The organism is Sulfuricurvum sp., assembly GCF_022759005.1.
Classification (GTDB): domain Bacteria; phylum Campylobacterota; class Campylobacteria; order Campylobacterales; family Sulfurimonadaceae; genus Sulfuricurvum.
Genome location: NZ_JAEMQA010000087.1, coordinates 1 through 6,618, shown reverse-complemented (window position 1 = coordinate 6,618; position 6,618 = coordinate 1). Strand labels below are relative to the sequence as shown.

The 6,618-nt window shown below is 45.9% G+C and carries 11 protein-coding genes and 1 pseudogene; 4 read left to right on the top strand and 8 right to left on the bottom strand.

The window, feature by feature from the left end:
• The first annotated feature begins 33 nt into the window (after positions 1–33).
• Positions 34–960, top strand: a complete 927-nt coding sequence (locus tag JHC35_RS05880) for a class I SAM-dependent methyltransferase (RefSeq protein WP_295042937.1) — start codon at positions 34–36, stop codon at positions 958–960.
• On the opposite strand, the gene JHC35_RS05875 is transcribed toward JHC35_RS05880, so the two are convergent.
• The 5 genes from JHC35_RS05875 to JHC35_RS05855 form a co-directional block, all read right to left on the bottom strand.
• On the bottom strand, positions 945–1,247 hold the full coding sequence (locus tag JHC35_RS05875) for a hypothetical protein (RefSeq protein WP_295042935.1): 303 nt from the start codon (positions 1,245–1,247) through the stop codon (positions 945–947). The genes JHC35_RS05880 and JHC35_RS05875 overlap by 16 nt on opposite strands.
• A gap of 19 nt (positions 1,248–1,266) precedes the next feature.
• Positions 1,267–1,389, bottom strand: a complete 123-nt coding sequence (locus JHC35_RS05870) for a hypothetical protein (protein ID WP_295042933.1) — start codon at positions 1,387–1,389, stop codon at positions 1,267–1,269.
• 12 nt (positions 1,390–1,401) lie between these two features.
• The gene (locus tag JHC35_RS05865) at positions 1,402–2,295 is read right to left on the bottom strand and encodes an alpha/beta hydrolase (RefSeq protein ID WP_295042930.1); all 894 of its coding nucleotides are present in this window, start codon (positions 2,293–2,295) and stop codon (positions 1,402–1,404) included.
• A 93-nt stretch (positions 2,296–2,388) separates the two neighbouring features.
• On the bottom strand, positions 2,389–2,613 hold the full coding sequence (locus JHC35_RS05860; protein ID WP_295042928.1) for a DUF2798 domain-containing protein: 225 nt from the start codon (positions 2,611–2,613) through the stop codon (positions 2,389–2,391).
• 12 nt (positions 2,614–2,625) lie between these two features.
• A complete protein-coding gene (locus tag JHC35_RS05855; RefSeq protein ID WP_295042926.1) occupies positions 2,626–2,976 on the bottom strand; it encodes a helix-turn-helix domain-containing protein in 351 nt (116 codons plus the stop codon).
• Between the two features lie 103 nt (positions 2,977–3,079).
• On the opposite strand from JHC35_RS05855, the gene JHC35_RS05850 reads away from it, so the two are divergent.
• On the top strand, positions 3,080–3,685 hold the full coding sequence (locus JHC35_RS05850) for an NAD(P)H-dependent oxidoreductase (RefSeq protein ID WP_295042924.1): 606 nt from the start codon (positions 3,080–3,082) through the stop codon (positions 3,683–3,685).
• Here the strand turns inward: JHC35_RS05850 and JHC35_RS05845 are convergent.
• A complete protein-coding gene (locus JHC35_RS05845) occupies positions 3,682–4,485 on the bottom strand; it encodes an ATP-binding cassette domain-containing protein (RefSeq protein WP_295042922.1) in 804 nt (267 codons plus the stop codon). The two genes, JHC35_RS05850 and JHC35_RS05845, sit on opposite strands and share 4 nt — an antisense overlap.
• A 101-nt stretch (positions 4,486–4,586) precedes the next feature.
• On the opposite strand from JHC35_RS05845, the gene JHC35_RS05840 reads away from it, so the two are divergent.
• A complete protein-coding gene (locus JHC35_RS05840; RefSeq protein ID WP_295042920.1) occupies positions 4,587–4,751 on the top strand; it encodes a hypothetical protein in 165 nt (54 codons plus the stop codon).
• A gap of 77 nt (positions 4,752–4,828) precedes the next feature.
• On the opposite strand, the gene JHC35_RS05835 is transcribed toward JHC35_RS05840, so the two are convergent.
• Positions 4,829–5,713, bottom strand: a complete 885-nt coding sequence (locus JHC35_RS05835; RefSeq protein WP_295042918.1) for a DMT family transporter — start codon at positions 5,711–5,713, stop codon at positions 4,829–4,831.
• Positions 5,710–6,291 carry a TetR/AcrR family transcriptional regulator gene (locus tag JHC35_RS05830; protein ID WP_295042916.1) on the bottom strand — a complete coding sequence of 194 codons (582 nt, stop codon included), beginning with the start codon at positions 6,289–6,291 and terminating at the stop codon, positions 5,710–5,712. The genes JHC35_RS05835 and JHC35_RS05830 overlap by 4 nt, the downstream gene beginning before the upstream one ends.
• A 94-nt stretch (positions 6,292–6,385) precedes the next feature.
• Between JHC35_RS05830 and JHC35_RS05825 the strand changes: the two are divergent.
• Positions 6,386–6,618 (top strand): annotated as a pseudogene (locus JHC35_RS05825) (hypothetical protein); the annotation flags it as partial.

Genomic DNA, 6,618 nt, shown 5'->3' with positions numbered 1-6,618 from the left:
TAAGCTTTATACGATTAATAAAAAGCCTACAGAATGACTATAGCTGATTTACACCACCATTTGCGCACTGCTTCCACTACCGTAACCGAAGAGTACACCCGACTCTTTCACGGTCGGGGGAATACCTACGGAGCCTACCGATTTCTGACGGTGGATAGCGTAGACAAAGTACTCTTTGCTGTGCTGTTTGAGGGCTCCGAGGAGGAAGAATCTATCGTCTCGATGCTGCGTGATTTTTATGTACGTGAGGGGAGATGGGAGGCACTGGTCATCCAGCAGCGCTATCTCCCCACCGCCCCCTCAACCCTCATTGCCGGAGAGCTGCCCCGCATTACCTATGCGATCGAAAACAGCCTCAAATATCACGTCAATTTTCAAAATGCCCAAAATATCGGATTTTTTCCCGATATGAAGCTAGGGAGGGAGTTTATCCGTGAGCATGCCCAAGGGAAAAAGGTTTTAAACCTCTTCTCCTATACCTGCGCATTTTCCGTTGTCGCTATGTATGCCGGAGCAAAACATGTCGTCAATGTCGATATGAACAAAAATGTCCTCTCTATGGGACGGGAAAACCACCATCTAAACGGACTCAATACCAAAAAAGTGGAGTTTATGCCCTACAACATCCTCAAATCGTGGAGCCGTATCCGCAAAAGTGGTCCCTATGATCTGATCATCATCGATCCCCCAAGCTTTCAAAAAGGCTCATTCGCCGCAACGAGCGATTACGAGAAAATCATCCGCCGCCTCCATGAGTTTGCCGCTGAGGAGTGCGTCGTCCTCTCAGCGCTCAACGCACCTGAATTGGACTCTAAATTTATCCGAACCCTTTTCCGCAAAAATGCCCCGGAGTTTCAATATGTTGAGAGGTTAAAAAATCTCGAGAACTTCCCCGAAATAGAGGAAGAGCGGAGTCTGAAAAATCTGATTTTTAAGAAAGAAGCTTACAAGGTCGGATAATCCAGATATCCTTGTTCATCCTGAGTATAGAAGCTCTCGGGGTTAGGGGTATTTAGTTCGGCCTGACTTCTAAAACGCTCAGGCAGATCAGGATTAGCTAAATAAAGAGCCCCGAAGGCTAACGCATCGTTCATAACCCTAATTGACAGGGTTATCTCACTGTTTGCTTCATTTAAAACAATCGTATAATCATTATGAGCTTTTTTCACATTAGGCAACTCACGAAATGTTATCTCTCCTGAAGTGTTTAGAGCAAAGAGTGCGTTATCACCCTTCCCTGCGATCAAAGACGTTCCTTTATGAACTTTAAACACGGGGGGTCGATGTTGAAAACTTCCCTTCCAAAAGATCGTCCGAACGGATAGTCTCGCTGCCTGCCAATCCTGATATAATCCCCAAAAGCGCTGCTGAAAATACCAATCGCATCATTCCACCCTCCTTTTAGATTGCCATGCCTAACGATCTCATAAACTCTTCAACTGCTTTGGTATAGTTACTTTCCAAGCCCAATTCATCGTTAATTTCTTTGTGTTTCAATGCCTGCGGTGTCATTTCGGCTCGCAGATTCAGGGATTTTGCTTTTTGAACAAATGCTTCGGTCTGGGCACACGGTTTATCCGGCCGTTCGGTTGAACATACTAACAGCATCGGTACGGCATTCGAACTTAGACGCTGATACGGCGACGCATCCGCCCAATATGCAGGATCGGTTCCAAAAGCTTCGTCATAAAAATCGTAATGTTTTGTACTCATAACTTTTGGGATATCCATTGCCGCACTGTCCAGTGACACTGTTCCGAGCCACGGTTTTAGATTTGGATAACGTGCGGGATCAGAGGAGATTAAATCGACAAGATGAGCGCCGGCAGAATGCCCCATGAGTACGATTTTTTGAGAATCACCGCCCCACTGCACGACATGGCTTTGGACATATGCCAATGCCGCAGCGACATCGTCAGCTTGTTTGAGAGGATCAGCATCGGGCAATAGGCGGTAATTGACCGACACAAAAATAATCCCTTTGGGATTCCAACGCGCTTTTTTGTTATCCACTACGTTATTGGAGCGTTTATCCCCAATTTTCCATGCACCGCCGTGTACCATAACGATCACGGGAGCATTTTGGGGATTGGCGGGGAGATAGACATCCATGCGCTGTTTTTTATCACTGCCGTAGGTGACATCCATCATAGTGTTCGATGTTTGTGAGGAGGTCGTAGTGTGTGCTTCGGCACGCTTTTGTATCATATCCCGTATCATTCCGGCATCCAGATTGAGCGACCCTATCATCATAGCCGCAATTGCGACACCTAATCCAAATCGTTTGCTTCTCATAGTTTCTCCTATGCAAAATATCGCCATTATTATATAGGATTTAGCAAGACAAAACTATTCTAAAATTGCTATTTTTTGTTCGATATTTAAACACTACTTTGATGCGATCCTCATCGCCAGTTTTCGGGCAAACGGAAACACAAGGAGTATCGTCGGAAACGCGATGGCATACGCCACCAGCCACGCATGAATCCATATTCCGACAAATCCGTCTACCCATCCGAGATTGATAAACGTAATCGCACCCGACATAATAAAACTCATAAAACCCGACAACAATGCCGCCTGTACCTGATGCAAATATTTAACTGAAACCATATACTTGTCCTTTTAATGACTACTGCACGCAATCGTGATATTATTTTCCCGCGCATAGACAAGTCCCCATTCTATCATCTGATTGAGGATCGGGCGCAGCGCTTCACCGTGCGATGTGAGACTGTATTCGACTTTTGGCGGTACCTGCTCATAGATGACACGGCTAATAAGACCGTTTTCCTCCATCTCACGCAATTGCTGCGTCAGCATCTTTTGCGTAATACGCGGCATTAGGCGAAGCATCTCACCGTTTCGGAGCACTTTTTTTTCCATCAAATGCCACAAAATAAGACCTTTCCATTTGCCGCCGATCAGCTCAATCGTAAGTTCAAAAGGGCAATTAAAACGCGATTCGTCGATCATCTATAGTTACCTTTTAGTATGTATAGTACTTTTTAGTACGTTCTTGACAGTAAATACCGTATGCTATAGAATCTCACCTGACATAATCCTAAAGGAGCCTCTAATGCGAAACGATTTTGAAAAAGCGATGCACTTCCGTCATGCGTGCAAACTGTTCGATACAACCAAACCTATGAGCAGTGAAGATTTGACCTTTATCCTCGAAGCGGGACGTCTCAGCCCAAGTTCGTTCGGGATGGAGCAATGGCAGTTTTTCGTGATCCGCGATACAGCGATGAAAGAAGCGATCCAAGCCGTGGCGTGGAACCAGCCGCAAGTGACAACTGCATCCGAACTCATCGCTATCGGCTACAAGAAAAATGTCCGCAGTACCGACGGCTATATACAAAGCGAATTTGAAAAATTCCATTATCCCGATTATCTTCTGCCAATGTACGCACAATGGATCGATCCGCTCAGCGATGAAGTATTAGAGTGCTGGTCGGCACGTCAGGTTTATATCGCTGCAGGAAACATGATGACTGCTGCCGCTTCGATCGGAATCGATTCCTGTCCGATGGAGGGATTTGACCGTGATGCGGTCGAGAAAATCATGGGAATTGATACCGATACTTACGGTATTGCCCTACTCGTCCCATTCGGCTACCGCGTCAATGAACAACCGCCCCTTCACCGCTCAGAGCTGAGCGAATTGGTTAGTTATCTCTAAAGCATTGCGGGGCGAATCCAGTATCGCCCTTGTTCTTGGTGGACTTCTAACTCCATATCAAACGTCTCTGAGAGATTGGTGCTGTTGAGAACCTCTTCTTTACGCCCCTGAGCGATGATTCGCCCCTCTTTGAGCAGTACCACTTTGCTGATCTCCTCGAAAATTTCTTCGATGTGATGGGTGACGAGGATCACCGTCGTACCGCTTTGGGCGAGAGAGCGTACCATTTCGATAAAATCAAATTGCGCCTTGATATCCAACCCCACCGTCGGCTCATCGAGGAGTATCGCTTTTATCGGATGAACCAGCGCACGGGCTACGATACATTTTCGCAATTCCCCCGTTGACATTTGGCTCAGCGGCTTATCACGCAGATGCTCGATTCCCAACCGTTTCATCGCATTAACCGCACCTTCTAAGTGTTCCATCTCTACTACGAGATGTTCAAAAAGCCCCAGCGTTCCGAAAAACCCGCTCAACACCGTCTCAAACCCGCTCAAATTTCCCCGCTCGTAAGCAAAACGGCTATGTAAATCATTCGTCACGACCCCGATATGTTGACGCAACTCGGTGATCGCCCAACGCTCACGACCTAGTATCTCACGGCGAAAAGGTTCTTGTTTGTACGATGGATAAAGTTCGCTGTTTATCAGCTTGATAAGACTCGATTTGCCCGAACCGTTGGCTCCGAGGATAGCGCAGTGTTCTGCACTCTCAATGCGAAGTGAAATATTTTTTAAAACGTGAGTAAGCTCATAGCTCAGATCAAGATTTTCAAATGAAAGGATAGGAGTAGACATCAAAACTTCTTTTTAAAAAAGTATATCGTGCTTAAGTAAAAATTTTTGCTCACTTTAGAAAACTCTTCGCTACAATAACTCGATTTTCCCAAGGAGTCATTATGCGCATAATCTCATTACTTACTTCTTCGGCACTGTTTGTCACGCTTTCTTTTGGAGGCGAATTTACCCTCCATAGCAACGATCTCGCCGGTCGGCTCACAATGAAACAGGTTTTTTCGGGATTTGGGTGCAGCAGTGAAAACATCTCTCCCGCTCAATCATAACTCTATTTTATATTATCATAATTTGTAGCTTAAAGTAGTTTGTATCAGAGCTATTTTTGTGACCAAAAAATGACTTTTTATTTTTTTGATGTTTTTATGTTGAACAAAATCACTGCCGCAAACGCCAATACACACCCTATAAGCGTCGAGAGTTCGACACGTTCACCGTATACAAAAATACTCGATACGATTGCACCGATAGGAACAAGAAACATAAATACACCCGTCCGATGTGCCCCAACTTTCCCCGCCGAAGCAAAAAAGAGGGCTGTGCTGAGCGTACCCGGAAAAATACCGATAAAGAGTATTGTCCACCAAAACGTTGTGTCATAACGTGTAAAATCGAACGGATGATACGGCAGGGCAAAGAGGAGATTTGTAGTCATCGCGACAGCAAATACTACCGTCGTATAAAGCATCGGCGTAGTATGTTTGGAAGCTTTTTGCGAGACGATAGTGACCAGTGCCCAAACGAATGCGGCGGCGACAAAATAGCTATTTTCGAGGGTCAAAAACGCCCACCCTTGCGTAGGGACATTGAGCAATACCAGCGCACCCGCCATCCCCACACTCAGGGCGATAATCTCTTTGGTCGATATGCGAAGCCCCAAGAGTGCGATGGAGAGTATATAGGTGATAATCGGAGAGATCGAGGTAACGAGCGTTCCGCCGTATCCCGCCTGACCGTGCAACAACCCCGCAAAGAAAAAGTAGTTAAAGACCGACGTGAGCAGTCCCGCCGCGATCATGTAGATCATCCCTCTACGATCGGAACGCAGTGGCGATTTCATCACCCAGATGAGCGGAATAATAGAAATGAGAGAGAACGCATAGCGCCAAAAAGCCGCCACTTCGGCGTTGGAGTGATGCGCCGCGACCTTGCCCGCCGTCCACGCCACACCCCACAAGAGCATCGCAACAATCATGCCGATAAAATAGAGTAAATGCGATTCTTTTTTCATGGATGCATACATCTAAACGATTCGATATAGCCGATTAGACATTCTACTGCATCGATATAATCTTGCGGTTCTCCCGATGCTTTTGCCGCAAGAATAGCCCCCTCCAATGCCGACGTAGTAAACAAAGCCAGCTTTGCGGTATCACACTCTTTTAGTTCACCACTCTCAATCGCCTGATCAAAAATCGCTTTGACGCTCAGACGAAACTGTGTATACATCTCTTTCATCGTTCGGTTAAAATCTTCATCGATATTCGACATCTCTTGTACGAGATTAGCGATGGGGCATCCCCGTTTGAAATCACGACGTGATGTATCACGTATTAATGCATATAAACGCGGCAGATAAGGAGCTTCCTGATGAGCGATTCCCCGATACATATTATCAAAACGTTCTCCCATTTTTTCATTGATTGCACATAGTGCCATCTCTTTTTTGTTCGGGAAAAAGTGGTACATAGAGCCTTTATGCACCCCTGCATTAGCGAGTATATCGGCTAGCGCCGCACCTTGATAACCGTGCGAATAGACCTCTTCATACGTTGCGTCGATCAATTTTTGTCGTGTTGTTTCTTTCATAATAAAATTATACCACACCCTCTTGACTATTTGGTCAAATCGTTTTATAATGCCACTTGACCAAACAGTCAACACAATCCTAAAAGGATCTCTTATGCCACTTATCGAGACGATTCAACCCTCAGAAGCGACCGGCGAGTTAGCGAAACTCTACAAGATCATCGAAGCGATGCGTGGAACCGTCGGGAATAACGCACAGCTTTTTAGCGTCAGCCCCGAGTTGTTACGTCAGCAGTTTGATTTCATCAAATATTATATGAAACACCCTACCCTCTCGATGCCGCTGCTCGCCGCTATCCGCATCATGGTTTCCAGCGGTGAAGAGTG